This window comes from Aliiroseovarius sp. S2029, from assembly GCF_023195575.1.
In the GTDB taxonomy this organism is placed as follows: domain Bacteria; phylum Pseudomonadota; class Alphaproteobacteria; order Rhodobacterales; family Rhodobacteraceae; genus Aliiroseovarius; species Aliiroseovarius zhejiangensis.
Map to the genome: position 1 here is coordinate 255459 of NZ_JALPQE010000002.1, position 26428 is coordinate 281886.

The 26428-nt window shown below is 60.9% G+C and carries 24 protein-coding genes; 12 read left to right on the plus strand and 12 right to left on the minus strand.

Translation table 11 applies throughout. The features are described 5' to 3' along the window. Positions 1 to 15 precede the first annotated feature (15 nt). From MUY21_RS05905 to MUY21_RS05945, 9 genes are all read right to left on the minus strand, one after another. Entirely contained in the window at positions 16 to 444 is a 429-nt protein-coding gene (locus tag MUY21_RS05905) for a hypothetical protein (protein WP_248409418.1), read from the minus strand. Then, entirely contained in the window at positions 441 to 1535 is a 1095-nt protein-coding gene (locus MUY21_RS05910; RefSeq protein ID WP_248409419.1) for a flagellar type III secretion system protein FlhB, read from the minus strand. Before MUY21_RS05910 ends, MUY21_RS05905 begins: the two co-directional genes overlap by 4 nt. Then, positions 1535 to 2293 (minus strand): flagellar biosynthetic protein FliR, encoded by a 759-nt coding sequence (locus tag MUY21_RS05915; RefSeq protein ID WP_248409420.1) that lies wholly within the window; start codon positions 2291 to 2293, stop codon positions 1535 to 1537. Before MUY21_RS05915 ends, MUY21_RS05910 begins: the two co-directional genes overlap by 1 nt. After that, positions 2290 to 4371: a flagellar biosynthesis protein FlhA gene (gene flhA, locus MUY21_RS05920; protein ID WP_248409421.1), complete on the minus strand. Its 2082-nt coding sequence runs from the start codon at positions 4369 to 4371 to the stop codon at positions 2290 to 2292. The genes MUY21_RS05915 and flhA overlap by 4 nt, the downstream gene beginning before the upstream one ends. A 305-nt stretch (positions 4372 to 4676) precedes the next feature. Beyond that, complete coding sequence (locus MUY21_RS05925) at positions 4677 to 6845, minus strand: hypothetical protein (protein WP_248409422.1); 2169 nt, start codon at positions 6843 to 6845, stop codon at positions 4677 to 4679. Further along, complete coding sequence (gene motA, locus MUY21_RS05930; RefSeq protein ID WP_248409423.1) at positions 6845 to 7711, minus strand: flagellar motor stator protein MotA; 867 nt, start codon at positions 7709 to 7711, stop codon at positions 6845 to 6847. The genes MUY21_RS05925 and motA overlap by 1 nt, the downstream gene beginning before the upstream one ends. A 76-nt stretch (positions 7712 to 7787) precedes the next feature. After that, positions 7788 to 8393, minus strand: a complete 606-nt coding sequence (locus MUY21_RS05935; RefSeq protein ID WP_248409424.1) for a hypothetical protein — start codon at positions 8391 to 8393, stop codon at positions 7788 to 7790. Continuing rightward, positions 8390 to 8821, minus strand: a complete 432-nt coding sequence (locus MUY21_RS05940) for a hypothetical protein (RefSeq protein ID WP_248409425.1) — start codon at positions 8819 to 8821, stop codon at positions 8390 to 8392. Before MUY21_RS05940 ends, MUY21_RS05935 begins: the two co-directional genes overlap by 4 nt. A gap of 15 nt (positions 8822 to 8836) precedes the next feature. Then, a complete protein-coding gene (locus MUY21_RS05945) occupies positions 8837 to 9319 on the minus strand; it encodes a flagellar basal body-associated FliL family protein (RefSeq protein WP_248409589.1) in 483 nt (160 codons plus the stop codon). A 142-nt stretch (positions 9320 to 9461) separates the two neighbouring features. Between MUY21_RS05945 and fliF the strand changes: the two genes are divergently transcribed. From fliF to fliP, 4 genes are all read left to right on the plus strand, one after another. Further along, complete coding sequence (gene fliF, locus MUY21_RS05950; RefSeq protein ID WP_248409426.1) at positions 9462 to 11072, plus strand: flagellar basal-body MS-ring/collar protein FliF; 1611 nt, start codon at positions 9462 to 9464, stop codon at positions 11070 to 11072. Then, positions 11069 to 11674, plus strand: coding sequence for a flagellar biosynthesis protein (locus MUY21_RS05955; protein WP_248409427.1), 606 nt, complete (start codon positions 11069 to 11071; stop codon positions 11672 to 11674). Before fliF ends, MUY21_RS05955 begins: the two co-directional genes overlap by 4 nt. Then, the gene (locus tag MUY21_RS05960) at positions 11667 to 11957 is read left to right on the plus strand and encodes a FliM/FliN family flagellar motor C-terminal domain-containing protein (RefSeq protein ID WP_248409428.1); all 291 of its coding nucleotides are present in this window, start codon (positions 11667 to 11669) and stop codon (positions 11955 to 11957) included. The genes MUY21_RS05955 and MUY21_RS05960 overlap by 8 nt, the downstream gene beginning before the upstream one ends. A gap of 98 nt (positions 11958 to 12055) precedes the next feature. Further along, positions 12056 to 12727 carry a flagellar type III secretion system pore protein FliP gene (gene fliP / locus MUY21_RS05965; protein WP_248409590.1) on the plus strand — a complete coding sequence of 224 codons (672 nt, stop codon included), beginning with the start codon at positions 12056 to 12058 and terminating at the stop codon, positions 12725 to 12727. Positions 12728 to 12743: 16 nt separating this feature from the next. On the opposite strand, the gene MUY21_RS05970 is transcribed toward fliP, so the two are convergent. Further along, the gene (locus tag MUY21_RS05970; RefSeq protein ID WP_248409429.1) at positions 12744 to 13910 is read right to left on the minus strand and encodes an alpha-hydroxy acid oxidase; all 1167 of its coding nucleotides are present in this window, start codon (positions 13908 to 13910) and stop codon (positions 12744 to 12746) included. Positions 13911 to 14134: 224 nt separating this feature from the next. Here MUY21_RS05970 and MUY21_RS05975 point away from each other — a divergent pair, with 224 nt between their 5' ends. From MUY21_RS05975 to MUY21_RS05995, 5 genes are all read left to right on the plus strand, one after another. Next, positions 14135 to 15196, plus strand: coding sequence for a Hint domain-containing protein (locus MUY21_RS05975; RefSeq protein WP_248409430.1), 1062 nt, complete (start codon positions 14135 to 14137; stop codon positions 15194 to 15196). Positions 15197 to 15362: 166 nt separating this feature from the next. Next, entirely contained in the window at positions 15363 to 15983 is a 621-nt protein-coding gene (gene rpsD / locus MUY21_RS05980) for a 30S ribosomal protein S4 (protein WP_191286159.1), read from the plus strand. Positions 15984 to 16158: 175 nt separating this feature from the next. Continuing rightward, a complete protein-coding gene (gene hisC / locus MUY21_RS05985) occupies positions 16159 to 17298 on the plus strand; it encodes a histidinol-phosphate transaminase (protein ID WP_248409431.1) in 1140 nt (379 codons plus the stop codon). Further along, positions 17295 to 18212, plus strand: coding sequence for a prephenate/arogenate dehydrogenase family protein (locus MUY21_RS05990; RefSeq protein WP_248409432.1), 918 nt, complete (start codon positions 17295 to 17297; stop codon positions 18210 to 18212). Before hisC ends, MUY21_RS05990 begins: the two co-directional genes overlap by 4 nt. 41 nt (positions 18213 to 18253) lie before the next feature. Then, a complete protein-coding gene (locus tag MUY21_RS05995; RefSeq protein WP_248409433.1) occupies positions 18254 to 19132 on the plus strand; it encodes an extensin family protein in 879 nt (292 codons plus the stop codon). Positions 19133 to 19250: 118 nt separating this feature from the next. Here MUY21_RS05995 and MUY21_RS06000 read toward each other — a convergent pair whose 3' ends face one another. Next, the gene (locus MUY21_RS06000) at positions 19251 to 20252 is read right to left on the minus strand and encodes a DUF2125 domain-containing protein (protein WP_248409434.1); all 1002 of its coding nucleotides are present in this window, start codon (positions 20250 to 20252) and stop codon (positions 19251 to 19253) included. Positions 20253 to 20323: 71 nt separating this feature from the next. Here MUY21_RS06000 and MUY21_RS06005 point away from each other — a divergent pair, with 71 nt between their 5' ends. The 3 genes from MUY21_RS06005 to MUY21_RS06015 all read left to right on the plus strand — a co-directional run bounded on the left by MUY21_RS06005 (position 20324) and on the right by MUY21_RS06015 (position 23881). Further along, positions 20324 to 20863 carry a gamma-glutamylcyclotransferase gene (locus MUY21_RS06005; RefSeq protein ID WP_248409435.1) on the plus strand — a complete coding sequence of 180 codons (540 nt, stop codon included), beginning with the start codon at positions 20324 to 20326 and terminating at the stop codon, positions 20861 to 20863. 78 nt (positions 20864 to 20941) lie between these two features. Beyond that, positions 20942 to 22141 (plus strand): biopolymer transporter ExbB, encoded by a 1200-nt coding sequence (locus MUY21_RS06010; protein ID WP_248409436.1) that lies wholly within the window; start codon positions 20942 to 20944, stop codon positions 22139 to 22141. 3 nt (positions 22142 to 22144) lie between these two features. Beyond that, on the plus strand, positions 22145 to 23881 hold the full coding sequence (locus MUY21_RS06015; RefSeq protein ID WP_248409437.1) for a peptidoglycan -binding protein: 1737 nt from the start codon (positions 22145 to 22147) through the stop codon (positions 23879 to 23881). A 75-nt stretch (positions 23882 to 23956) separates the two neighbouring features. Here MUY21_RS06015 and clpA read toward each other — a convergent pair whose 3' ends face one another. Then, on the minus strand, positions 23957 to 26281 hold the full coding sequence (gene clpA / locus MUY21_RS06020; protein WP_191286166.1) for an ATP-dependent Clp protease ATP-binding subunit ClpA: 2325 nt from the start codon (positions 26279 to 26281) through the stop codon (positions 23957 to 23959). Between the last annotated feature and the right edge of the window lie 147 nt (positions 26282 to 26428).

The window sequence follows — 26428 nt, forward strand, 5'->3', positions numbered from 1 at the left end:
ATAGAACGGCGAAGGTCAAAAGGAAAGAGGATTCTTGGCCATTTGGTCTTGCAAAATGGACTGTTCGAGGCGTTTTTGCGCCTTTTCACGCATTTCCTGCTTTTCCTGCCGGATCAGGGTCTCGGTCGCGGACTTGCGCCCGAAGGCCAGACGCGCAGCCTGCACCAGTGGATCGCGCTTGGCGCGGGCGCGGGCAAGCTCGGCGTTCAGCTTCGTCAGCTCCTGGTCAACCCACCGTTGCCATCTGTCATAATGCCCGCTGGTCAGAGTCAAGAGCACCGCGTCTTCTGACCCGGCGGGTGGGCATGTATGCCGCCGCTGGCGCAAGTCGGAAATGCGGTGTTCCAATATCTGAAGGGCGCGATTGTGGCGGGCAAGCTCGGCCATCGCGGCGTCGTGTTGAAGCGCGGCCAACGCCCCCAGTTGGTTCAGTGGGCTGGTCATGCGCCCGTCCTGAACGCGCCGCGCGCCCGGCTGCGCATCTTTTCGGCAAAGCGGATCGCGGCGGCCACGGCCTTGTAATGATCCGGCGGGATTTCTTCGCCGATCTCGACGGTCGCATGAAGCGCCCGCGCTGTTGGAGGGTCGCTGTGAATGGGAACCCCGTTCTCACTGGCCAGTTCGCGGATGCGCGCTGCGACCTCGTCGACCCCTTTGGCCACGCAGATCGGCGCGGCCCCGGGCATGCGCGACCATTTCAGCGCCACGGCATAGTGGGTGGGGTTGACGACGACGACATCTGCGTCGGGCACATCCGCCAGCATCTGGTTCATCGCGATGGCATATCCTTTTTGCCGCCTCTGCCCTTTCATGTGAGGATCGCCTTCATTCTGCTTGATTTCGTCCATCAGATCCTTGTGGGACATGCGGTTCTTTCGCAAATGTTCATGATACTGCCAGACATAATCAATGCCGCCGATAATGAAGGCGATCAGCAGGACGAGCGCGAAAAACGTGACGCTGAGCTCCAGCAGGACAACGGTGGCCATCCCTGCACTCAGCGTCAGGGTGGACAAGATCTCGGGCAGCTTCACCCAAAGGAAGATGCCCAGAACAAGGGCATAGATTGTCAGTTTTGCGAAGCTCTTGGCAAATTCGAACAAGCCGGAGCGTCCGAACTTGTTCTTCGCATTCGACACAAGCGACAAGCGGCTCAGCTTTGGCTGGAGCTTTTCCGGCGCGACGACGAAACTGCGTGTCGCAATGACAAGCAACAGGACCGCCGCGGCCGGCGCGACGAACCAGGGGGCAAGATATTGGCCCAGCCCGACCAGCAGCGACGCGGAAAACGGGGCGCCGCCACGAAAGACCTGCTCGGCAATCTGATCGGGCCGCGCCAGCAGCCCAGACAGAAGCGCACCGACCCCCTTTAGGCTGGCCGCCCCCAGCGAGACAGCGATCAGCAGAAGTGCAAGATAAGAGGTGGCGGTGTTCAGATCCGCAGATCGCGCGACCTCGCCCCGCTTGCGCGCATCGTCCAGCTTTTTTTGCGTTGGTTCGTGTTGTTTGCTGTCGTCGTCCTCCGTTCCTGACATCACCGGCCTCCGAACGGGTTGGCAAGGGTTGCCTCAAGCGCCGCTTGCCAGACTGGCAACAGAAGTGGCGCGGTCAGAAGCAACAGGATCAGACCGCCTGCGGTGATGGCCGGGGCGCCGACAAAGGCCACCATCAGTTGTGGCATCGCGCGGTTGATGACCCCCAGCGCCACATTATAGAGCAAGGACGCAATGACAAAGGGCGCGGCCAGCGAAAACGCCAGCGAAAACGCCTGCGCGATCTGCGTGATGCCCCAATCCGCAAACAGCTGCGGATCAGGAAGCTGTCCGACCGGAAAGACGCGATAGGTCATGATCAGGCCGGCCGCCAGTTTGACATGCAGCCCCAGCATCACCGCAAGCGCAAGACCCGCCACCACCAGGACATGTCCGATGGCCGGTTGCGGATCGGCATTTGCCCCGCCCATCAACTGGGCCAGAGAGGTCGACTGCGCCGCGATGCTGCCGGCGATCTGAAGCGCCATGATCATCAGGCGAATGGCGATGCCGAAGCCCAGCCCGATCACCGGCTCGGACACATAGGTCAGCGGTGTCGTGGCCCCCAGATCTGCGCTGACACCGGGCGCGACGATCAAGGTGAACGCGAAAGCCAGGAACAGACGCACCCGCGCGGGCACAGATTTTTCGCCGAAGGCGGGCAGAACGGCCATCGCCGCACCGACCCTCAGAAAAACCACAAGGCCGCCCTGCAATGCCAAAACGGCCAGGGCCGATATCTGGTCCAGCGCCGCAATCATGCCGGGATCATCCCGACCAGCGACGGCTTGGCGTCGGTGCCGATCTCTTCAAATGAGAGGACGGGGTTGGCGATGCCCTTGGCCGACAACACGGTTTTCAGGAACCGCCGCCGCCGGGACGAGGTTACAACCGCAGGATAGATGCCGTTTTCGCCCGCCCGCGCGATCTTGTCGGCAACCGAGTTGGCAAGCCGGTTGAACTCTTCCGGAGGCAAGGCCACGTCGCCCCCGGTTTCTCCGTCAAGCTGGTGCGACTGAAATGTGCTTTCCCATTCCGGCGCAAGTTGAACCAGAGGCACCGTTCCGTCATCACGCTTCAGATCCGCAATCAACTGAAACCCCAAACGCTGGCGCACATATTCACAGATGGCGTCCGGCGTGCCGAAGACCGGGCGAGCTTCGGCAATGCTCTCGATGATCAAGGGCAGGTTGCGGATGGAAACCCGCTCTTCCAGAAGCAGACGCAACACCGCGTGAAGCAGGTCAAGCGGCACCTTTTCCGGGACCATTTCTTCCAGCAAACGGCGATTGGCGTCTGCGCGGGTCGCATCCGACAGATTGACAAACTCGTCCAGCAGCCGTCGCAAAGCCTTGAACCCAAGAAGCCGCGGGAAGTTGCGTTTCATCACCTCAAGAAGATGGGTGGCCAGAACCTCGGTCGGTGCGATGACCGCGCAACCCGACAAGGCGGCGTCCTCTTGGTCATCAGTGCTGATCCAGCGGGCGGGGGCGCCATAAACAGGCTCTTTCACGTCTTCGCCTTCGGGCAGTTGGTCATCCGGACCCGACAGGATGACCAGAGCGCGGTGCGGTTGCACCTTGTTGCGCGCCTGCTCGACGCCCTGAATGCGGATCGCGTAGGTGCCCGGGGCAAGGGCGCTGTTGTCGGTCAGCCGGATCTCCGGCAGGATCAATCCGAAGCTGCTGGCAATATGGTTTCGTATGCTCGCGATGCGCGCGTCCAGCCCCGTCGCCGGGTCCAGAACCATCGAAACCAGGTCGGGCGCAAATTCGACATGAATGTCATCAAGGTCAAGGATGTCGCCCAGGCTTTCGGTCTGCGCGGGGGTGTCAGCTTCGGGGGCAGGGGATGTGGCTTTGCGCGCGTTCTCAAGCTGTATTTGATGTCCTTTCCAACCCGCCGCACCAAGGGCAATCGAACCCAGGATGAACGGCACGAAGGGCAGACCCGGCACAAGTCCGAACAGCGCCATCAGAACCGCCACCGTGATCAGGGCGGATGGGTATTTCCCCAGTTGCGAGAACAGGGCAAGATCCGTCGAACCTGATGTCCCGCCACGCGCCAGAAGCAGCGCAGATGCGATCGAGATGACCACGGCTGGAATTTGCGTGACCAACCCGTCGCCAACGGTCAGGATTGCATAGGTCTGAAAGGCGTGGGAAATCTGCATATCATGCACCACCACGCCGATCACCAGCCCCATGACCAGGTTCAAGAATGTGATCAGCAGCCCGGCGACCGCGTCACCTTTCACGAATTTCGATGCGCCATCGAGCGAGCCGAAGAACGTGGTTTCGGCCTGTTCCCGTTCGCGCCGGGCCTTGGCTTCGGCGTGGTCGATGGCGCCTGCCGACATATCGCTGTCGATGGCCAATTGCTTGCCCGGCATCCCGTCCAGCGCAAAACGCGCGCCGACCTCGGCCATACGTGCCGCGCCCTTGGTGATGACGATGAAATTGACGATCAACAACACGCAGAACACCACCAGGCCCAGCAGGATGCTGCCGCCCATCACGAAACTGGCAAACCCTTCGATCACGCTGCCCGCTGCCGAGGTGCCAGTGTGCCCCTGCCCGATGATCAGCTTGGTGGAGGAAACATTCAGCGACAAGCGCAACATCAGCGACGCCAGAAGCACCGTCGGGAAGGCCGAAAAATCCAACGGTCGTTCGATGAACAGGGTGACCGTGAACATCAGGATCGCCAGTGCGAATGAGGCGGCAAGTCCGACGTCCAGCACCCAGGCGGGCATTGGCAGGATCATCATGACGATGATCGCCATCAGGGCCAGCGCCAACAGGATGGTGGGGCGAAAGATGTCTTTTATCGGCGGCATTGGATGTGGCTATCAACGATAGTGGAGTGCATGTGGCGTCGCGTTGACAAGGATCGTGCGCCTCTGTTCTTCGGGGTTGGATTACTGTGGAATCGCAGCGTGCAGTCCACTTGATGAAATACGACACAGGTGTGCTTATTCATGGCAGGTGCGCCATCTGGCGACCATTGGCACAACGAACCGCACGGGCTGATCTGTGGCTTTGGCAAAGGTAGATTCGACGTGCGCATTGGGGGGCAGATCCTGGATTGCTCTGCCCCTCAACCTATCGGGCCATGCTTAACAAGCCGTAACCATCTGGTCTTTTAGGAGGTCGGCGCGGGGTTCAGGACGAGGTCGATGTTTGCACGGATCGCCTTGCTGCCCTCGATCAGTTTGTCATAAGCCTCAAGCGAGATTTCATTCCCTGAACCATCGGAAAGAACAGGTGCCGGGGGGGCTGTCGCAGCATCTGGTTCGGTCATCTGCCCCGTCGTCCGCAAGGCAGCGTTTCGCAGGCTTTGCGAGGTTTCATCGTTCAGGCCGCTCAGATAACCCAGCGCGACCTTCGCCTGCCCGTTTTGCAGGGCCGCGCGCGCAATCAGAACGCGGGCTGCCCGGCCGGGAGGGGCGGGCTGGTTGGTCAGCATGTCTTTGGCTGCCGACGCAAAACCCAGATCAAGCAAGCGAGTCGCGATCAGGATCCGGGTGTCTTCGCTGGCATCCGGCCAAAACGGTTGCCCCATGACATGACGTAAAAATGTGCCGTCGGCGGCGGATTTGGCCAAAGCCCTGCCAAACTCGTTCACGATCAGCACATGTCGGTCGTCGCCACGATCCGGAAACGGGTCGAAATTGCGCAGTTTCACGCGGGCGTCGGTGAAGCGGGACATATGGATCAGCGCCCGCACCTCGGCGATGGCCAGGTCGCGGCCCCGGCCTGCGGCCCCGTGTTCGTGGGCAAGAGAGCTAAGCAGTTCCAGCGTCCGCTCTGGTATGCCGGATTGCGTTGCGATGTGGTTGTCAATCAACAAAAGGATGGCGTCGATGGCATCGTGATTGTCGGCTTCGACGATCTCTGCCAGCTGGTTGCGGCCCTGCGGGTCTTGCCCGGTTTCGAGCTTCAACTGGGCATCGGCCAGCGTAACCGCGTTGGCCGTTTGGTCCGATCCGCGCTGCGTGATGCGATTTAGCTCCATTGACGTATCAGTGTCCCCGATGGCCAGAAATTTGCGCATCACCATCGGACCCAGATGAAGGCGCAGGTGACGCGGCAGTGACGAGAAGGCGGCGATCACTGCGGCGGTGTTGATGGGGTGGTCGCGGGGCAGGCGAGGCTGAGCCAGGACGGCCCAGAGGGCCACCGAACCATCGCAGGCCAGTTGCGTCGACATGCGCGCGTGATCTGCCGTGACGCCGGTTTCAATGATCTCGGCCATCAACCGGAAATCGGCATCATCGGTCAGAATGCCTCGGTACCGATCCAGATAGGACAAGACTTCGGCTCCCAACGTCAGGTGGAGCTGATGCTGGATATAGGCGCGGAACCGGTCCGGGTCCAACCTATCCAGCTCTGTCATCAAACTGGCGCGATAGACAGCGAAATCGAGCGGTCCTTCGTCGCCGCGGCCCCAGTCGCCGATGGCAAACGTGGAGGACGCCATGCACGCCGCGCCATTGCCGAAAGTCTCGGGTGAAGTGGCTGCATGCACGCGGTCGCGGTCGACGGATGTCTGAACGCGGATGTGGTCGGCTGGGGTGGGCGGTTTGGTCCGCGCTGTCGGCGGGGGGGGTGTGTCGGGCTCTGTCTTGTGCGTCTGTGATGCCGCCTCAACCTCGGCCGGCGAAAGCGGCGACGTGGCATCGACAAGCCCTTGCGAGGCCGCGCGGGCAAGCTGCGTCAGCAAGTCTTTTTCGTTCAGCGGAAGGGGGCTGGTGGTCTCGGACACAGTGAGGCTAACGGTAGCTTTGGTAGCCTCTTGTGTCTCGGGCTCGGGTAGGAGCAGAGGATTGTCTGCCCCGGTTCGGACCGCAATCGGAAGCCCGCGCCTGGCGTCACGTGCGGTGGTGACACTGCCCGGATAGGGGCGTTCCGCATCCGATTTTCCGGTCTGGGCAGAGCGCGTTTCAGGACGCGCGGGCGCATCAACAATATCAATCACAAACTGCCCGGTGGGCAGGGTTTGGGTGACGACATCGCAAGGACAGGCGACGACGATGTTCAGAACACCTTCCCCGGGCGACGTCAAATTCTGGATGCGATCGCGCGGGATCATGTCGAACACGCCCTGCGTCGCAAACCGGTCTGCCCTGTCTCCCGATGTAAACCGAAACCCGTCCGCATGACGCGTTAAAACCGGACGGTCGGCCGGGGTTGTATAGACCACAAGTCGCGAGAACCGGTCGTGCTCTCCGGCTTTGACGGTGATGTCACGTGCGGACAAGCTGGCGGGGCAACAGATCAGCAGGAAACATATGACCGTCCATAACCGCATCAGGCCACCTGCTTGACCTCTTTCAAGGCCTCTTCAAGCTCGGTAAAAGTGGGACGATGGTGTCCGGGTGTATTCTGACGGCCGACCTCAATGCAAATGTTAACCGAGTGATTGTAGAGATTGGCCACCAGCACCTCGCGGATCAGCTGATAGAAATGGGCATCTTCTTCCACCACGGTTTTGACCTTGGCCGAAAAAGGGCCCACCAAACCATAGGCCAGAAACACGCCCAGAAATGTACCGACCAAGGCGCCGCCAATCATTTTGCCAAGAATTTCTGGGGGTTGATCAATTGAGCCCATAGTCTTGATCACACCCAGAACCGCAGCCACAATGCCCAATGCAGGCAAGCCGTCGGCCACCGTTTGCAGCGCGTGGCTGGAATGGAGCGCATGGTGCAGGTTGGCCTCCATCCGTTTTTCCAGAACCTCTTCGACCTGGTGGGGGTCGTCATAGTTCATGCTGGCCGATCGCAAAGTGTCGCAAATCAGGTCAACCGCCTCGCGATCTGCGAGGATTTTGGGGTAGCGCCCGAAGATGGGGCTGTCTTGCGGGTTTTCCACATGCTCTTCCAGAGCGACGGCGTTTTGCCGGGCCTGGCGGATCAGTTCGAACAGAAGGCAAAGCAAGTCGCGGTAATCGCCTGGCTGCCATTTCGGCCCTTTGAAGACCTTGCCGATGTCCTTCATCGTATGCTTGATCGCCGCCATGTCGTTCGAGATCACGAACGCACCCGCAGCCGCGCCGCCGATCATGGTAAATTCGAAGGGCAGGGATTTCAGGATGATGCCCATCTTGCCGCCGGCGGCCAGATAGCCGCCGAACACCATCACGAAGATCAACGCGATACCAACAAATCCGATCATCCTGAGCCTCTTGCACTGGTCACATTGCGGGTCATGTCTTCATCGCAGACATGGGTTAACAAACCACCGACATTCCCTAATTTGTCGGCGCGTCCGAATTGCGGCCCGCAAAAACGACACTGATGGCATAGGCCGTTTGCGGATCGAGACCCGCCATGATCTGCGCGGCGATGGGTGGTTTCATGCGTGACAGGAGACCAGCGGCAAATTCCGGATCCATCGTTTCGAACAGGGGGATTGCCTGTTTGGGCTTCATGTTTTCATACAGAGCGGTGAGGCGCGCCAGATCATCCGAAGCGGCGGTCCGGGCCGCGGACATGGTTGACGCCAGCGCGGTTTCCGCCGCCACCAAAGCCTGCATTTGCGCGTCGAGCTTGCCTTCGGCATCAGCGAGGGTTCTCAACCGTTCTTCCAATGCGTTTTCGTTTTCGACAAGTGTAGCTTCGCGGGTTCGCAAGGCCGTCAGCACCGCTTCGATATCTGCTTCTGTTGTGCAGGCAGCACGGTCGCCCGGGCTGGCCGATGTGCCGCGCAACAGCTTCGTCACATCATCGGCAATCGCCATGCCGAACCCCCCCAGCCGCATTAACCCTGATACGCCCAGTAGAAGCGCCAGCGTCAACAGGATATGCCGGCTGGTTGCACGGCGGCGAGATTTTCGGTTAGCCTGAGCCCGCTTCATTCTGCTGCCCTCATCATGCGATGGCTTACAAAGACAGGGGCCGCGTCGCGGGTTTGCGCTGCCGGGGGATGTGCGTCCTCATCCAAATGCAGCGACCCGGTGTCCGCTCGTTCAACCCGGTCCGGCATATCCGGGTGGGGATGATCCGGAAGATCATGCAGGCTAGCCATCATCAGTTCCAGTTTTTGCGCGGATGCTTCGGCCCGTTCGGTCAGATCCGTCAGCACTTCGGCGCTTGAGCCTGCGGCATCGCGCGCGCTGTTCAGCATGGTGGTCATGTCGTCGACTTGCGCCGACAGCACCGCAACTGCGCCGCCCATTCCGTTTTGCAGATTGTTGAAACGACGCAGCCGCCGCGAGAGCACCATGCAATAGATTGCAGCGCCAATGGCACCGATGCCCAGCATGATGTCAGCCAGAAAGTCCATGCTCATGCCTCCTTGTCAGTTGAGGACGAATTCGAGAATCAGAAGGTCACGCACCCGACCTTCGCCAGTGACCAGTTGAATGCGCCGCAGCATTTGTGCCCGAAGTTCAATCAACGCAGTGGGATCTTCGAGCACCTTGACGTCGACCGCGCGAAGATACCCGTTCAGCACGTCAATCACGCGGGGCACCAGATGGCTGACATCCGTTTCATGACCTGGCACCACTTCAAGCGAGCCGCGAAACCGTAGGTGGCGGCTATTGCCCGAACCGCCCAGCGAAATGACCAAGGGGTCCAGTTCGACAAAGGCCACTGCGGGCAGGTCGGCTATGACGGCGGCCGGCTCTTCCGGCGGGGTTTTGGGGACCGTCCCGCCAATCAAACCGGAATAGGTGGCGAAAAAGCCACCGCCCCCCAGTGTCGCTGCCAGAACAACGCCAAACAACAAGCCTTTTCTGGATTTCTGTTCTGCCGGTGCATCAGGCGCCCCGGATGTCATGTCTGTGTCCGTCATCTGGCCATCCAAAAAATTCTGTTCGATTCGTTATAAGCCGTTGCGCACTAACCAATTGTTAAGGGCGATCGGGGAAGACTGCAGAACGTGACGGGGCAGAAGCCCGCTCGGTAATAGGAGTTGCGTCTTGCAGCAGATCGCCTCGATATGGGCCAGCCTGGATATGCGGAAACGCATCATTGTGGTGGCGTCGACCCTTGCGATGTTCATTGCGGTCATCGGTTTGTCGCGGATGGCAACGTCGACCCAGATGACGCTGCTTTATGCCGGACTGGAAAGCGGCGCGGCAGGGGATGTCGTCAAGGCGCTTGAGGCGCGCGGCGTGGCTTATGAAATCCGTGGAGGTTCGATTTTTGTCGACACCACGCAGCGTGACAGTTTGCGCATGACGCTGGCCAGCGAAGGGCTGCCCGCCAACGGCGGCAAGGGGTATGAGCTTCTGGATGGTCTGAGCGGATTTGGCACCACATCGCAAATGTTCGATGCGGCCTATTGGCGTGCGAAAGAGGGCGAACTGGCGCGCACGATCGTGGCCAGTCCGCTGATTCAGAACGCCCGCGTTCATATCGCCAACACCTCGACCCAGATGTTTCGTCAACGCAACGAGCCGTCGGCTTCGGTCACGGTGACGACCGCCAGTGGCGCACTTCCCGGCGCGCAGGCAAAGGCGCTGAAGTTCCTGGTGGCTTCGGCGGTGCCGGGTCTGCTGCCGGAACGTGTGTCGATCATCGACAGCCGGGGCGGATTGATCGCCGGCGGGGACGAGTTGCGGGATATGCCCGGTCATGCGTCAGATCGCGCGCTGACCCTGAAACAGAATGTGGAACGGCTGCTTGAGGCGCGTGTGGGCTTCGGCAATGCGGTGGTCGAGCTGAACCTCGAGACGGTGACGGAACAGGAAATGCTGCGTGAACGACGGTTTGATCCCGAGGCGCGGGTTGCCGTTTCAACCGATACGCTTGAAACATCCAACACGGCCAAGGATAGCGAAGGCGCTGGTGTGACCGTGGCGTCGAACCTGCCCGATGGGGATGCGGCGGCAGGGGGTAACTCGTCTTCCAACACGTCCGAGACACGCGAACGTGTCAACTATGAAGTGTCAGAAACCACACGGGAAATCGTCACTGCCCCGGGTGCTGTCAAGCGGCTGACGGTCGCGGTCCTGATCGACGGGATTCGGACAACAGACGATGCCGGGAACGAGGTCTGGACCGCCCGGAGCGACGAGGAGATAAGCAGCTTGCGCGAACTGGTTGCAGGCGCTGTCGGCTTCAACGAAGCGCGCGGCGATCAGATCACCATCAAGTCGCTGGAGTTTGAACCCGTCCTGCCGGTGGGCAGTGCGCCGTCGGGCGGGTTTTTGTCCGGCCTGGCCGTCGATGTGATGTCGCTGGTGAAGATTGCGGTGCTTGCGGTCGTGACACTGGTACTCGGGTTGTTTGTGCTGCGTCCGATCCTGGCGGCTCGCGGCGATGATTCTGCGGCAGAGGCGACCGAAACATCGGGTGCCACCGCCCTTGTGCCGCCGCAGGCCTCGACACAGGTGGCCGCTGATGCGCCCGCCCTGCCTGCGGTGGTCGACCCCCCCGCGGCGGGCGAGATCATGTTGTCGGACTCCGCGGATGGGGCAGAGCCTGACCCGGTCCAACGGCTTCGCAACCTGATTGCAGAGCGGCAGTCCGACACCGTCGAAATCCTGCGCGGATGGATGGAAGACGATGAAGAGGTGGTGCGATGAACAAGCCACTTGCCCTTGAGGATTTCACGCAACCCGCCAATTCCGCCAACCACGCGGGTCCACGCCCCGTTGCCGACGAAGAGTTGGAACGGATCCGCCTGACCGCCTATGAGGCCGGGTACAGCGCAGGTTGGGACGATGCCGTCAAGGAAGCCGATGGCGACAAGGATCGCATCGAAGCAGAATTTGCGCGCAATCTGGAAGATCTTGGTTTCACGTTTCACGAGGCGCGCAGCCATGTTCTGGGGTCGCTTGAGCCCCTGTTGCACGCCATGGTCGACACCTTGTTGCCCGAAGTGATGCGGGATGCGTTGGGGCAGGTGATCAACGATGAAATCATGCCGCTGGCCGCGCAGGCCGCGGACACCCCGATCGAACTGCGCGTTTCTTCAGGCAGCCGCAAGGTGCTGGATCAACTGATGGACCGCGTAAACACGACCCCGTTGCAGGTGTTTGAAGACGACACTCTGCCCGAAGGTCAGGTGTTCCTGCGATCGTCTTCCTCCGAGCGGTGCATTGACCTGACCTCGGCGCTGGCACGGATCAAAAATGCGGTGACCGCGCTGTATGACATCAACGAGAAGGCATTTGAACATGGCTGACGCTCCGACCCCGACCGACACCGACGCCCCTGCCAACCCGTTCGTGCAGGTTCCGATCGAGATCACGATCTCGGTCGGACGCGCACGTCCCACCGTGAAAGAGCTTTTGCAACTGACGCAGGACACCGTCTTGCCGCTGGACAAGCGCATCGAAGACCCGGTCGAGCTGTATGTCGGCGACAAGCTGATCGCGCGCGGTGAGCTGGAAGAGATGGAAGGCGACCCGCAAGGGCGTCTGGCCGTCCGCCTGACCGAAGTCGCCGATCTGAAATCCGGCCTGTGACCCCGGAAATGTCACGAACTGGTGTCAACATCCTCAGAGGAGGTTTCGCCATCCTTGTAACGGTGGCGATCTTGTGGATCGGCACGACCGGTACGGCCATGGCGCAGGACATCACCCTGTCGTTTGGCGAAGACGGCTCGCTGGCGACCCGCACCATTCAGGTGTTCGTACTTGTCACATTGTTGAGCCTGGTGCCGGGGCTTGCCATCATGGTAACCTGCTTTCCGTTCATCGTGACGGTGCTGTCCATTTTACGTCAGGCCATCGGCTTGCAGCAATCGCCCCCGAACATGCTGATCGTCAGCCTTGCGCTGTTTCTGACCTATTTCATCATGGAGCCGGTTTTCGTCGAGGCCTGGGCGCAAGGTGGCAAGCCGTTTTCGGACGGTGCGCTGGAGCTTGAGCCGGCCTTTCTGGCCGCGATTGACCCGTTTCGCGTGTTCATGGCGGCCCGGATCGACCCGGAAACCTTCGCGCATCTGGCCGATCTGCGTGCGCAAACGGCGGAGATTGCCATCGGCAGGGATGCCCCGCTGTCCCTTCTGGTGCCGTCATTCCTGCTGTCCGAGATCGAGCGGGCGTTCCAGATCGGCTTCCTTGTGTTTCTGCCGTTTCTGGTGATCGATCTGGTGGTCGCCGCCATCCTGATGTCGATGGGCATGATGATGGTGCCGCCCGCGATCGTATCCCTGCCGTTCAAGCTGGCGTTCTTCGTGGTCGCGGATGGCTGGACGCTGGTTTCCGGCGCGTTGGTGCGCAGCTATTTCTGACGCCGACCCTTTCGGTTCAGGTTTCCCAGTCGCCGGAAAACCCTTTCGGGATATGCAAAATCGACCGGTCGACCGTGTTGATATCGGTATGCCCGCAGAACGCCATCGAGATGTCCATTTCCTTGTGGATCACTTCAAGCGCCTTGGTTACGCCCTGTTCGCCCATCGCGCCCAAACCATAGGTGAACGCCCTGCCGATATAGGTGCCTTTCGCCCCCATCGCGATGGCCTTGAGCGCGTCCTGGCCCGAGCGGATGCCGCTGTCCAGATGCACCTCGATCTTGTCCCCAACGGCGTCCAGCACCGCAGGCAGCGCGCGGATCGAGCTCAGGGCTCCATCCAACTGCCGCCCGCCGTGGTTGGACACGATGATCGCATCGGCACCGACATTCAGAGCCTGCAGCGCGTCTTCAGGTTCGATGATGCCCTTGATGATCATTGGGCCGCCCCACATCTTCTTGAACTGTCGGATACGGTCCCAATTCAGTGAAGGGTCGAAGGCTTCGGCAGTCCACGTGCTGAGCGAGGACGGATCCGTGACACCCTTGGCATGTCCCACGATGTTGCCGAAGAACCGCCGCTTGGTGCCCAGCATACCCAGCCCCCACTGCACTTTGGTCATCATGTTGGCGATGGATGCGGCGGTCAGTTTGGGCGGGGCCGACAAGCCGTTTTTCAGATCCTTGTGGCGCTGCCCCAGAACCTGCAAATCCACCGTGATGACGATGGCCGGGCAGTTGGCTGCGCGGGCGCGGTCGAACAGGCGCTGCATGTAATCATCATCTTTCAAGGTATAGACCTGAAACCAGAAGGGCGCGCTGGTGTGTTCCGCCACATCCTCGATCGAGCAGATGGACATGGTCGACAGAGTAAACGGCACCCCGAATGCCTCGGCGGCGCGGGCCGCCTTGATTTCGCCGTCGGCACATTGCATCCCGGTCAGCCCGACCGGCGCCAGTGCCACCGGCATCGCCACGTCCTGGCCAATCATCTTGGTGCGGGTGGAGCGGTTGTCCATGTCCACCGCCACACGTTGGCGGAAATAGAGCTTGTCGAAATCCGAGCTGTTTTCGCGAAAGGTCTGTTCCGACCAGCTGCCGCTTTCGGCATAGTCATAGAACATCTTTGGCACCCTTCGGGCATAGATGCGGCGAAGGTCTTCGATCTCGGTGATGACTGGCATGGCGCGCTCCGGTAAAATTGGTAAGATTTTATTACCAGTTGTCGTGGATCATTGCAATCGCCCGATGCTGGGATCACGCACGGCTCCGCCCGGCCAGTCCCCAACTGTTGCGATTTCACCGCGCCCCGGAACGTCGCAGAAATGCATGGACAAACTTCTTAACAAAGCGAATCACCCATGCTAGCCTGACGGCAATAAAAAATAAGAATGGCAGGTTATCGGGCATGAAAACGGGCTTTAATGGCACGTTTGTCATCTCATGGTCGCAGACGGAAGTGGACGGAATGCCGGGGGCACCGGTGACGTCACTTGGCGTTGGGTCGAATTGGCGCTGGACGGGAAGCCCGTTGCGCGTCGACGGGCCGCGTGAACTTCGCGATCTTGAGAGCGCAAGCGGAGAGCAGGACCAGCGTCGGCGTGCGGCGCACGGAGTGTACAAACTGGTCGGGGCAGCGATCGACCCCTCACGACCCCTTGGGTCACATTCGGTCGACAGTCATCATCTGAATATGGGTTTCGAGGTCACGGACGGGCATGCCAGCTATGTCGCGACCTTGATCAACGGTGCCGACGACCAGGTGTTGTTGATGTTTGTTGGCGAAACGCCTCCGGCAAACACGGACTTCTGGGTGGTGCGGGCCAGTATGACGCCGACGCGGCAGAACCAGTTGACCCAACAGCCGGCAGGGGTGATCTGTTTTGCCCCCAGCACAAGGCTGCGCACCCATGACGGCGAGATTTGCGTCGAGGATCTGCGCGAGGGCGACGAGCTTCAAACCCGCGACAATGGCACCCAGAAGGTGCTGTGGATCGGCACAAAACGCATCACCGGGGCGCGCATGTTCGCGATGCCTGAACTGCGGCCAATCCGGCTCAGGGCCGGGGCCATCCGGTCGGGGCAGCCAGATGCCGACCTGATTGTTTCAGGGCAGCACCAAATCCTGCTGAACGGAAAACGGGCGCAAGAGCTGTTCAACGAAGACGAGGTTCTGATCTCGGCGCGGGATCTGGTGGATGAGCGGCGCGTGGTCGTCGATTACACCATCCGCGAGATCACCTATTACCACGTGCTTCTGGAACATCACGAGGTCGTATGGGCCAACGGCGTTCCGGCAGAAAGCTTCCATCCCGCGAATGCCGATCTGGACACGCTGGATTCGATGCAGCGCCGCCGCCTGTTCGAAATGTTCCCGCAACTGAACTTCGACCCCATGGCCTATGGCGGATTTGCCCGTCGCAGCCTGAACCGGGGTGAGGCGGCGATAATGCGCGGAGAAATCGCCTGACACGGCGTTCGGGGCGTTGACACCACCACTCACGGCGCTATAAGCCCCAAATCCGGTCCCGCAAGGGGCCGGTTTTCATTGGTGTTGGTGGCCCCCGCAAGGGGATGCCTGTCGGGCTTCGGCCAAAGGACAACGCCCTTCGATAGTTTTATGAAGGAGATCAGCCGTGACCAAACGCACCGCTGCCAAGTACAAAATTGATCGCCGCATGGGCGAAAACATCTGGGGTCGCCCGAAATCGCCGGTGAACCGCCGTGAATACGGCCCCGGCCAGCACGGCCAGCGCCGCAAGGGCAAGCTGTCGGATTTCGGTCTGCAACTGCGCGCCAAGCAGAAGCTGAAAGGCTACTATGGCGACCTGACCGAGAAACAATTCCGCCGCATCTATGGTGAAGCCGAGCGTGTCAAAGGCGACACCGGTGAAAACCTGATCGGTCTTCTGGAACGCCGCCTGGACGCCGTTGTTTACCGCGCCAAGTTCGTGCCCACCGTGTTTGCTGCACGTCAGTTCGTGAACCACGGCCACGTGCGCGTGAACGGCAAGAAAGTGAACATTCCGTCCTATCGCGTGCAAGAGGGCGACGTGATCGAAGTGCGTGACCGTTCGAAGCAAATGGCAGCCGTTCTGGAAGCCATCCAGCTGCCCGAGCGTGACGTGCCGGATTACCTGGACGTTGACCATTCGAAACTGACCGCCACCTTCACCCGGACACCCGGCCTGTCGGACGTGCCGTATCCGGTCGTGATGGAACCGAACCTGGTCGTCGAATTCTACGCGAAGAACTAAGCACCGCTTGCAGTCTCGCCAAGTTTTGGAACCCGCCCAGGTTTTTGGGCGGGTTTTTTCGTCTGTGCTGCAGATGCAGCGAAGCCGCAGCCCGCGGCACATTTCCAAACCCGGCGCTTTCGCTCTTTCGTGGATGCGCCGACCCCTGTAAATCACCTCGTAAGGGGGGGCGACCATGACCAAGATCGAACCGCAACCGGGGATCATGCAGATCAAGCCCTATGTGGGTGGCGCGTCCAGCGTCGATGGCGTGGCCAACGTGATCAAGCTCAGCTCGAACGAAAACCCGTTCGGCCCGAGCCCGCTTGCCATCGAGGCGTTCCAGAGGGCCGGGCGCGAGCTGCACCGCTATCCCAACACCGATCATGCGTCGCTGCGGGCGGCGATCGGGTCGCTGCACAAACTTGACCCGGACCGGATCATCTGCGGTGTCGGTTCGGACGAGGTGATAACCTTTCTGTGCCAGTGTTACTCTGGGCCCGGTACGGAAGTGATTTACACCGAACACGGGTTCTCGATGTACAAGATATCGGCGCTTGCCGCGGGCGCCGACCCGGTGATGGTGCCGGAACGTGAACGGATGGTCGATGTCGACGAGATTCTGAAGGCGGTCACAGAGCGCACCAGCCTTGTTTTCGTCACCAATCCCGGCAATCCGACGGGCACCATGGTCAGCCAGGCCGAACTGGCGCGGTTGGCACGTGAATTGCCCGACACGGTCCTGTTGGTGCTTGACGGAGCCTATGCCGAATATGTCGACGGGTTCGATGGCGGGGCGCGGCTGGTCGACAAATATGACAATGTCTTCATGACCCGGACGTTTTCGAAGATGTACGGGCTGGGCGGGTTGCGGATCGGCTGGGGTTATGGCGCGGCCGAAGTGATCGACGTCTTAAACCGGGTGCGCGGCCCGTTCAACCTGTCCATGGCGCAGCAAGCCGCCGCCGAGGCCGCCTTGCAGGACCGTGAGCACGTGGCACGCTGTCTTGCGGAAAACACCCGCCTGCGCGCCTGGCTTGCCGAAGCCCTCGCTGAACTCGGGGTGCCGTCGGATACCTCTTGCACCAATTTCATCCTTGCCCGGCTTGCCAGCGCGGACGAGGCCGCCGACTGCTACGCTTTCCTGCAGGACCAGGGGATCATCGTGCGCATGGTCGCAGGCTACGGCCTGCCGCATTGTCTGCGCATCACCATTGGCGACGAAGCATCCTGCCGCCGGGTGGCGCACATGATCGGGCGGTTCAAAGGTGGCGTGCCGGGATCCAAGCTGATGCTGCTGGAAGAGGATCGTTTTGACGACGGAGGTGCCGCATGACCGTGCTTTACAACCGCGTGGCCCTGATCGGGCTTGGGCTGATCGCTTCGTCCATGGCGCATGCGATGCGACGGGCCGGGCTGGCGGGTGAAATCGTCGGCACCGCCAGATCCGCCGAGACACGCGAGATTGCCCGCGACCTGGGGTTCTGTGACCGGATCGTTGACACCGCCAGAGACGCAATCGACGGTGCTGATCTGGTCGTTCTGGCCGTGCCCGTAGGCGCCATGGGCGCGGTCGCGTCGGAAATCGGACCGCATTTGCAACCCGGCGCGACGGTGACGGATGTGGGGTCGGTGAAGCGCGCGGTGATCGAGGCGGTGGCCCCGCATCTGCCGGATCATGTGCATTTCATCCCGGGCCATCCCTTGGCCGGGACCGAACATAGTGGTCCGCGGTCCGGCTTTGCCGAACTGTTTGACAATCGGTGGTGCATTCTTGTCCCGAACGGCACCGACACGCCAGCAACCGAGCGGCTGATCGCGCTTTGGAAGGGGATGGGATCAAATGTCGAGGTGATGGACGCGGATCACCACGATCTTGTGCTGTCCGTCACCAGCCACACGCCGCACTTGATCGCCTATACGATGGTAGGGGTGGCCGACGATCTGTCCCGCGTCACTGATAGCGAAGTCATCAAGTATTCTGCGGCGGGTTTTCGCGACTTTACGCGGATTGCGGCGTCGGACCCGACCATGTGGCGCGACGTGTTTTTGGCCAATAAAGACGCGACGTTGGAGATCCTTGGCCGGTTCACGGAAGAGCTGTTTGCCTTGCAGCGCGCCATCCGAACCGGGGACGGAGAGGTCTTGTTCGACTATTTCACTCGAACCCGGGCGATCCGTCGTGGTATTATCGAAGCCGGGCAGGACACGGATGCGCCCGATTTCGGCCGGATAGGCAAGCACGATTGAACCCGCGAGTCGTGTGGCGCGGGGCGGGGGAAGGAGCGGGAATGACCAAAGGATGGCCGGGGCAGGGACTGTGGCGCGGATGGCTTATGGGGATGTTGCTGGGATGCAGCTTCGGAATGCCCGCCATCGCGTCTGCGCCAGAGACATCTCAACGACCCGAGCCGCGTCCGGATACCGTGACCGTGACGGTGATCCGCTCCTCGGGCAGCGCAGCGTCAGATAAGATTGAGCGGCCACAGGTTCGCCGCCGGGTCCAGACACACGCGTCGGCCACGCGAGCTGTGGCCGAGCCGACCGCTTTCGCCGTGCGTCGCTCGTTGCGCCCCAATCTGCGCCCCAAGGGTCTTGCCCGGAAAATCGCAGCCTTGACCCCCAAACCTGTCAATTCAGGGCGACGCGGGCGGATATGCGGTGTGAACGAGATCAAGGGGCAGGCCATATCAGCGATCCCCGGCAGGATTCGCGGCTGTGGCGTGTCAGACCCTGTGCGCGTGACCGAGGTGTCGGGCGTGAAGCTGAGCCAGCCGGCGGTGATGGACTGCACCACGGCGAAAGCCCTGAACAAATGGGTGCGGGACGGGGTGTTTCCGTCAGTGGGGCGGCTGGGCGGTGGGCCAGCCACTTTGCGGGTCGCGGCCCATTACGCCTGTCGGACGCGCAACAACCAACCGGGCGCAAAGGTCAGCGAACATGGGCGCGGACGGGCCATCGACATATCGGGTGTCACGCTGAAGAACGGGGCGACGATTACGGTCCTGAAAGGTTGGCGCGATCCGGTGAAAGGCAAGGTGTTGAAGCGCATGCACAAGGCGGCTTGCGGTCCGTTCGGCACAGTGCTTGGCCCCAATTCGGACCGGTTCCACAAGGACCATTTGCATCTGGATACGGCGCGCTATCGCAGCGGGTCGTATTGCCGGTGACGGTGGCCTGATCAGGGCGCTCCCGCCTTTGATTTCAGGGGGCGTTGCCTCCCTGCGCAGTCGTGCATTCACCCCAGGATATTTCTTGCCAGAAGAAGCGTGGGGAAGCGACATATGCTCAACGGATGCGGATCACTGGCGTGGTGCCGATCGTGATCGGGCCCAGGAACATCCGTCCACCAGAGAGGCGCAGGGGCACGTCCAGTGTGGTGTCGTCGCCTGACAATCCCGCCACGAATTGCAAGGCGCCGGTCACGGTCGAGGCGAGTTCGGGTGCCAACGCGCCGGAGGTTTGGGCAATCTCGATCATCTGACGCCAGTTGCGAGCCTTGACGGTCACGGTGCCAGTCGGGGTGCCTTCGGTGTCCACCTCGACCTCGCCCGCCAGCCAAAGCTCCAACTCGCCCCATTTCGCTTTTAGCTCGTTCAGGTTGATATGAGTGATTTGCGGACGTTCCTTTTCAATCGCGGTGCGGTCCCACGGGGCAGAGAAGTCCAGATTGGCTTTCAGGGTGACGCCCTCAAAGACGGGGGGCAGAAGGTCATCGGCATCCAGCGATTGCACAAAGGACGAGGCCGGGATCAGGTTGACCGCTTCGAAGTGAATTTCGTGCCGATGAGTGCCGCTGTCCAACTGCCGTGTCGCCAGTTGCCCCCGTTCAAGCGCCGAAGTCCAGCCAGCGGTCGAGTTCATCGTGACGTCCGCCAATACGATGGAACTGCGCTCCAGCGTCAGGTCGGGTGTCGGGGCCACCATGATCGACCCTTTCAGGTCGCTGCCTGAGATTTCGATCCGTTGCTCGGGGGTGGCGATTGTATGGATACCGGGCCAGACGGCGATCACGTGATGGGGTTTGTAAGACAGAGCGAGGATCTGAAACTCCGGTGCGACCCAGGACAGGCCCGTTTTGGGGTCGGACAGCTCCAGATCCGTGAAGATCGTATCGAACCGGTTGGGAAAACCACGGGTCGAGATGTCGCCTGCCTCGGCGACCCATCCGTCGGTCTGCCGGTCGGCCACCCATGTCGAAAAGGCACGTTCCGTGGCGCGGGCGCCAATATACCAGTATCCCGCCCACAGTCCTGCCAACACCAGGGCAATCACGATCAATTTCCGCATCACTCTTTCCTCTTGCCGCTCTGCGTGCATATTGGCGTATGTAAAGCCACAGGTGGTAAAGAGCGAGTGAAATGAGCACACAGGATCTTTGGGTTTTTGGATATGGCTCGTTGATGTGGAACCCCGGTTTCGACCATACCGAGGCTGTCGTCGCCACGCTTCCGGGATATCACCGCAGTTTTTGCATGCGGTCGATCCATCATCGTGGCACCGAGGATGCACCGGGGCTTGTTCTGGCTCTGGACGAGATGGACGGGGCGCATTGTCAGGGTTTGGCCTTTCGGGCCTGTCCCGAAAGCCATGACAAAACACTGGCGGAACTGCGCGCGCGCGAGCTTGTCTCGTCCGCTTATCTGGAAAAACGACTAACGATCCATCTGCAAGACGGGCGTGAGGTCGACGCCGTCACCTATGTGATCGACCCCGACCATGTGCAGTACTGCCAGATCGCGCTTGACGAACAGGCGCAGATCATTGCGCGCGCCGTTGGGGGGCGGGGTCCGAACACGGAATACCTTTATAACACGGCGGCACATCTGGCCGATCTGGGCATCGAGGATCACGACCTGAGTTGGCTGTCGCGAACCGTGCGCACCCTGGCGGACCCCTAGCGCACAGACAAGGCTTGGCACCTGCAACCGTTGCGCCTATCCTGAGCGCAACAACAATGGCGACAAGGAATATCCCGCATGGATCAGCTGGATCGCGGGACGCTGACTGCGCCCAAAAAACGAGGGGCCGAGCCGTCTTTCACCCAACCGATCCGCCAGATTCTTGTGATGCTGGTGGTGCTTGGGCTGGTTGGATTTGGCGTATTCATCGCGCTGCCGCGCGTGCTGCCCGTGTTTCAGGCAAACCTGTATCTGAACGGCTTTATCCTGTTCGTGTTCATCATCGGGTTGCTGGCCTGTTTCTGGCAGGTCTGGCAGGTGTTTTCATCTGTCGGGTGGATCGAAAGCTATGTGCGGGAACGTGATGGGCATGACCCGGACCGTGCGCCGCGCCTGTTGGCCTCGCTGGCCGCCCTGTTGCGATCGAACCGCGGATCGCAGTTGCAGATCGGCGCCTCGTCGGCCCGGTCGATCCTTGATAGCATTGCAACGCGGATCGACGAGGCGCGCGATATCACGCGCTATATCGTCAACCTGCTGATTTTCCTTGGCCTTCTGGGCACATTTTACGGGCTGGCGACGACGGTGCCCGCCGTTGTCGAAACCATCCGTTCGCTCGCGCCCGGTGAAGGGGAAGGCGGGGTCGAGGTGTTCAACCGCCTGATGACCGGGCTGGAAGAGCAGTTGGGCGGCATGGGCACGGCGTTCTCGTCCTCGCTTCTGGGGCTGGCCGGGTCTTTGGTGGTAGGGCTATTGGAACTGTTTGCAGGTCACGGTCAGAACCGCTTTTACCGTGAGCTTGAGGAATGGCTGTCCACCATCACAAGGATCAGTTTTGCCCCCGGAGAAGGTGAAGCAGACGACACGGATGCAGGCGCCTATCTGGGTGTTCTCGCCGAACAGATCGAGGCGATGCAATCCCTGTTCACCCATAGCGATGTGCAGCGCACCCTGCTGGACGAGCGGTTGGGACAATTGGCCGAGAAACTGGAGGGTTTGTCGACGCATCTGAGGCAGGACAATGGTCAGGCCGAAGCCCTGACCCGGTTGGCCGAGGGGCAGGAACGGTTGATCGTCACCTTGCAGGCCCAGCACGAGGAAGCCGAAGCGCGGACAGACGCCGAAAGCCGGATGCGGCTTCGGTCGATCGACGTGCAATTGCTGCGCATTCTGGAAGAAATGCAGGCGGGGCGGCAAGAAAGCCTGTCTGATCTGCGCGGTGACATGGCAACGCTGATCCATGCCATCCGCGTCGCTTCGGGCCAGGACGAGGCCTAGCACATGGCTCTGACGCGTCGATCTGTGCAACGGATGAGCGGCTCGATCTGGCCGGGTTTCGTTGACGCGATGACGGCGCTTTTGCTGGTGCTGATGTTTGTTCTGACGATCTTCATGATCGTGCAGTTTATACTTCGTGAAACCATCTCCGGACAGGCGGATGAGCTGGATGAACTGTCCAGTCAGGTGGCCGGGCTGGCAGATGCACTGGGTTTGGAACGGACGCGCACCGCAGAGTTGGAAGGCGAACTGGGCAGTTTGAATGCCACCCTGGCCGAAGCCCGGTCTGAATCCGAGGCGCAGGCAGCCCTGATTGCGCGATTGACGGCACAGACCGAGGCGCAGGCTGGTGAGTTGGCTGCACAGGCCGCCAGGATCACCAGTTTTGAAGCGCAGGTCGCGACTTTGCTGGCCGAGCGGGATCAGGCACTGTCCGAAGGCGCGGCGTTGAGCGCGACGGTGGAGGAGTTGGAAGCCGCACAGGCTCGCATCTTGTCCGAACAGGAGGCGTTGACACTGGCCTTGGCCAAGGCGCGGGACGAAGTCGACGCGAGCGCGGAAGCTGCCCGCCTTGCTGCGGCAAAGCGCGAGGCGCTGGAGGCTTTGGTTGCGGATCTGGAAGCCAAAGCTGATGAACAGGCTGCCGCATTGAACGAGGAAGAGGCCAGTCGACTGGCCGAAGCGGCGGCTGCGGCGGCCTTGCGTGAACGGTTGAAAACGGCGGATGAAGAGCTCACCGCCATGACGCTGGCGCTTGAGGCCGAACGCAAAAGGGCGGAAGAAACTCTGACCCTTCTGGCGGCGGCCAGGGCAGCGGGTGTTGATCTGGAAACGCGCCTGGCGACGGCTCTGACCGAACTGGACGAGCAAAATGAGGATCTGGCAGAGCTGCCTGAGCTGCGCGCGCAGTTGCAGGCCGCGTTGGCTGCGCGTCTGGCGGCCGAAAGCGAAGTTGACGAAACTCTGAGTACCGCCGAGGAGCGCGCGCGCCTGCTGGCGGCCGCAAATCTCGAACTGGCTGAAAAAGAGGCTGAAAGCGCCGAAAGCCAACGCAAAATTGCACTGTTGAACGAACAGGTTGCCGCCCTGCGCACGCAACTGAGTAGCCTTCAGGCCATTCTTGACGAAGGCAATGCGCGGGATGACGAGGCACAGGTGCAGATCCAGAAGCTGGGCTCCGAATTGAACGCGGCGCTGGCGCGGGTTGCCGCAGAAGAACGCAAGCGGGCGGCGCTTGAGGAAGCCGAACGCAAACGGCTGGAAGAAGAAGCCAAAGAGCTTGCCGCCTATCGGTCGGAGTTCTTTGGCAAGTTGAAACAGGTTCTGGCCGATCGTGAAGGGGTGCAGATCGTCGGCGACCGGTTCGTGTTTTCATCCGAAGTGTTGTTCACCAGCGCCGAGGCCACCTTGCAGCCCCAAGGCAAGGCGCAGGTGGCCAATGTGGCCGCGCTTCTGTCTGACGTGGCGGATGAGATCCCGGACGAGGTCGACTGGATCATCCGGGTCGACGGCCATACCGACAATGTGCCCCTGTCCGGCAACGGACGTTACCGCAACAACTGGGAACTAAGTCAGGCGCGCGCCTTGTCCGTGGTGGAATACATGATCAACGATCTGGGCTTCCCGCCGGACCGGCTGGCCGCCACGGGATTTGGCGAATATCGCCCGGTGAACACGGCCAACACGCCCGAAGCTCGGGCACAAAACCGGCGGATCGAGTTGAAGCTGACCGAACGGTAAGCCGGTTTCATACATCCAGAAACGAACAAAGGCCGCAACGATGTGCGGCCTTTGTCATTTTCCAGTGGGCGTGGATCAGTCCGCGGTCAGAAGCGGCGGACGCTTGCGTGACCCAAGCTGCCGGTTCTTCGGCTTCTCGTATCGCAGTTCCAACGCACCGTTCTTGACGCCGACCTGAACCAGTCCGCCTTTGGCCAGTTTGCCAAACAGAAGCTCTTCGGCCAGGGGTTTCTTGATGTGCTCCTGAATGACACGGCCCAGCGGGCGCGCGCCCATACGGTCGTCATACCCTTTGTCGGCGATCCATTCAGCGGCGGCGCGGGTCAGTTCGATGCTGACACCCCGGTCCAGAAGCTGCGCTTCCAGTTGCAGCACGAATTTCTCGACCACCTGCAGGATCACTTCTTTGCCCAACGGCGCGAAGCTGATCACCGCGTCCAGACGGTTGCGGAACTCCGGCGTAAAGGTGCGTTCAATGGCGGCGGTGTCTTCGCCCTCGCGGCGATCACGCCCGAAGCCAATAGCGGATTTGGCCAGTTCGGCCGCACCCGCGTTCGAGGTCATGATCAAGACCACGTTGCGGAAGCTGACGGTGCGCCCGTTATGGTCGGTCAACTCGCCATTATCCATCACCTGCAGCAGGATGTTATAGACATCCGGGTGCGCCTTCTCGATCTCGTCCAGCAGCAGCACGCAATGCGGGTGCTGATCGACGCCATCGGTCAGCAAGCCACCCTGATCAAAACCGACATAGCCCGGAGGCGCGCCGATCAGGCGGCTGACGGCGTGTTTTTCCATGTACTCGGACATGTCAAAGCGCAGTAGCTCGACTCCCAGATTGTCGGCCAGTTGCTTGGCAACTTCGGTTTTGCCGACACCCGTGGGACCGGCGAACAGATAGTTGCCGATGGGTTTTTCGGGCTCGCGCAGACCCGCGCGGGCTAGTTTGATGGCAGAGGCCAGAGATTCGATTGCCTGATCCTGCCCGAACACGACGCGTTTCAAAGCCTTTTCAAGGTCGCGCAGCGTTTCTGCGTCGTCCTTCGAGACACTTTTCGGCGGAATGCGGGCGATCTTGGCCACGACGGCTTCGATTTCCTTCACACCAATGGTCTTTTTGCGCTTGCTTTGAACCAGCAGGTGCTGGGCAGCACCGGCTTCGTCGATCACGTCGATCGCCTTGTCCGGCAGTTTGCGGTCGTTGACATACCGATCCGACAGCTCGACCGCGGATTTGATGGCATCGGCGGTGTATTTGACGCCGTGATGTTCCTCGAAATAGGGTTTCAGGCCTTTCAGGATCTTCACCGCATCTTCGACCGTCGGTTCGTTCACGTCGATTTTCTGAAACCGGCGCGACAGGGCGCGGTCTTTTTCGAAATGCTGACGGAACTCTTTATATGTGGTCGAGCCCATGCAGCGCAGCTTGCCACCCTGAAGCGCGGGCTTCAGCAGGTTCGAGGCATCCATCGCCCCGCCAGACGTGGCACCCGCACCGATCACCGTGTGAATCTCGTCGATGAACAGGACGGCATCAGGGTGATCTTCCAGCTCTTTCATCACCGCTTTCAGCCGTTCCTCGAAATCACCGCGATAGCGGGTGCCCGCCAGAAGCGCGCCCATGTCGAGCGAATAGATCGTGGTTTCAGACAGGATCTCGGGCGTGTCGCCGCCGACGATCTTGGCGGCCAGCCCTTCGGCGATGGCCGTCTTGCCCACGCCGGGATCACCCACCAGAAGCGGGTTGTTCTTGCGGCGGCGGCACAGAACCTGGATGCAGCGTTCAACCTCGTGTTCGCGCCCGATCAGCGGGTCGATGTCGCCTTCGCGGGCTTTGGCGTTCAGATCGACGCAATACTTGGCCAGCGCGCTGTCGCTTTCTTCGGCAGGTTGGGCGTCTTGCACGTCTTCTTCGAAGTCGGGCGTGCCGGACACGGGCCGCGCTTCGCCGAAACTGGCATCCTTAGCCACCCCATGCGCGATATAGTTCACCGCGTCATAGCGGGTCATGTCCTGTTCTTGCAGAAAGAATGCGGCATTCGATTCGCGTTCGGCAAAAATGGCCACCAGCACATTGGCGCCGGTCACTTCGGTGCGGCCCGAACTTTGCACATGGATCGCGGCACGCTGGATCACCCGCTGGAAAGCGGCGGTCGGCACCGCTTCGCTGCCTTCGACATCAGTGATCAGCGTCGTCAGCTCTTCGTCAACAAATTCGATCAGAACCTTGCGCAGAACGTCCAGATCGACCGAACAGGCCTGCATCACGCGGGCGGCATCGGGTTCGTCCAGCAGCGCAAGAAGCAAGTGTTCCAGCGTCGCCAGCTCATGCTTTCGCTCATTCGCCAGCGCCAGCGCGTGGTGAATGGCTTCTTCGAGCGGTTTTGAAAAGGATGGCACGTTGAACACTCCTCGTATCTGGTGCGGCTTCTGCCGCGCGGCGGTTCGTCCGCCTTGACTGTCGCCTCATATGTTTAAGGTTCGGTTTTCCGACCGCCTCTTCAAGCCTTTTCTTGTCAATTTTCGCTCTCGCAGGCGTGATTGGCT